This window comes from Pseudomonas sp. S4_EA_1b, from assembly GCF_016307435.1.
Classification (GTDB): domain Bacteria; phylum Pseudomonadota; class Gammaproteobacteria; order Pseudomonadales; family Pseudomonadaceae; genus Aquipseudomonas; species Aquipseudomonas rhodesiae.
In genome coordinates this window covers 1-1456 of the sequence record NZ_JAEILC010000211.1, presented here as the reverse complement: position 1 = coordinate 1456, position 1456 = coordinate 1, and the positions used below count along the sequence as shown (strand labels likewise).

Below are 1456 nucleotides of genomic sequence, written 5' to 3'. Positions count from 1 at the left end.
ATCTCACAGTTCAAGCTCGACAGCCCGGACTACCTGGCCATGGGGCAACGTATCGCCCAACTCGGCAAGCCGACGCTGTTCGTGATGGAAGGCGGTTATGCGGTGGAAGAAATCGGCATCAATGCCGTCAACGTTCTCGAAGGTTTTGAGGGGTCAGCCGAATGAACATATTCAGGTCTCTGTTGCTCTGCGCCGCCGTGGCGAGCAGCGCCGTGCACGCCGAAGAAAAAACCCTGCGGGTCTACAACTGGTTCGACTACATCACGCCCAAGGCGCTGGATGACTTCAAGGCCGCCAACCCGGCGATCAAGCTGATCTACGACATCTTCGATACCAACGAAGCCCTGGAAGCCAAGCTGCTGACCGGCAACTCCGGCTATGACGTGGTGGTACCGTCCAACGTATTCCTGGCCAAACAGATCGAAGCCGGGGTGTTCCAGCCCCTGGACCGTAGCCAGTTACCCAACTGGAACCACCTGGACCCCAAGCTGATGAAGCTGATCGAGGCCAACGACCCCGGCAACAAATTCGCCGTGCCCTACATGTACGGCACCATCCTGATCGGCTTCAACCCGGCCAAGGTCAAGGCGGCGTTGGGCGACGATGCGCCGGTGGACAGCTGGGACTTGATCTTCAAGCCGGAAAACATCAGCAAGCTCAAGCAGTGCGGCGTCGCCCTGCTCGACTCGCCTTCGGAAATCCTGCCCCTGGCCCTGCAACACCTGGGCCTGGACCCCAACAGCCAGAACCCCAAGGACTATGAAAAGGCCGAAGCGCTGCTGCTGAAAATCCGCCCCTACATCACCTACTTCCATTCCTCCAAATACATGGCCGACATCGCCAATGGCGACATCTGCGTGGCCGTGGGTTACTCCGGTAGCTTTTCCCAGGCCGCCAACCGCGCCAAGGAAGCCAATAACGGCGTGACCGTGGACATGCGCCTGCCCAAGGAAGGCGCACCGATCTGGTTCGACATGCTGGCCATTCCCAAAGGCGCGAAAAACCCGCAGGACGCCTACACCTTTATCAACTACCTGCTGCAACCCCAGGTGATCGCGCCAATCAGCGATTTCGTCGGTTACCCCAACCCGAACAAGGACGCCACCGAGCAGGTCGACCCGGCGATCCGCAACAACCCCAACCTTTATCCCACTGAGGCGGCGATGGCCACGCTCTATACCTTGAAACCCCTCGACAGCAAGGCCGAGCGCGCCAGGACGCGGGCCTGGACCAAGATCAAGTCCGGCACCTGAGCCGGCCGCCACCTGGGCAATGTGCGAACTGTCCTTTACTGAAGTTCGCCACAGTCATAACCAGGCTTTACGCAGTCGCATCAAGGCCTGGGCGATGGCCGCCTCGGGCACGGCGGCGAACCCCAGCACCAGGCCGGCGCGCTGATCCGGCGCAATGGCCGAGTGCGGCAGCCAATAGCTGCTCAGGCCATTGACCTCGACAT

At 60.5% G+C, this 1456-nt stretch carries 2 protein-coding genes and 1 pseudogene; 2 read left to right on the top strand and 1 reads right to left on the bottom strand.

Annotation, left to right across the window (positions count from 1 at the left end):
* Both YA0848_RS35720 and YA0848_RS35715 read left to right on the top strand, forming a co-directional pair.
* Positions 1 to 165 (top strand): annotated as a pseudogene (locus tag YA0848_RS35720) (histone deacetylase family protein); the annotation flags it as partial.
* Positions 162 to 1253 (top strand): polyamine ABC transporter substrate-binding protein, encoded by a 1092-nt coding sequence (locus YA0848_RS35715; RefSeq protein WP_034101536.1) that lies wholly within the window; start codon positions 162 to 164, stop codon positions 1251 to 1253. The pseudogene YA0848_RS35720 and the gene YA0848_RS35715, both read left to right, overlap by 4 nt.
* 54 nt (positions 1254 to 1307) lie before the next feature.
* On the opposite strand, the gene YA0848_RS36890 is transcribed toward YA0848_RS35715, so the two are convergent.
* Positions 1308 to 1456, bottom strand: a 149-nt coding sequence (locus YA0848_RS36890) for a hypothetical protein (RefSeq protein WP_198731592.1), incomplete at its 5' end; no start/stop codon positions are given.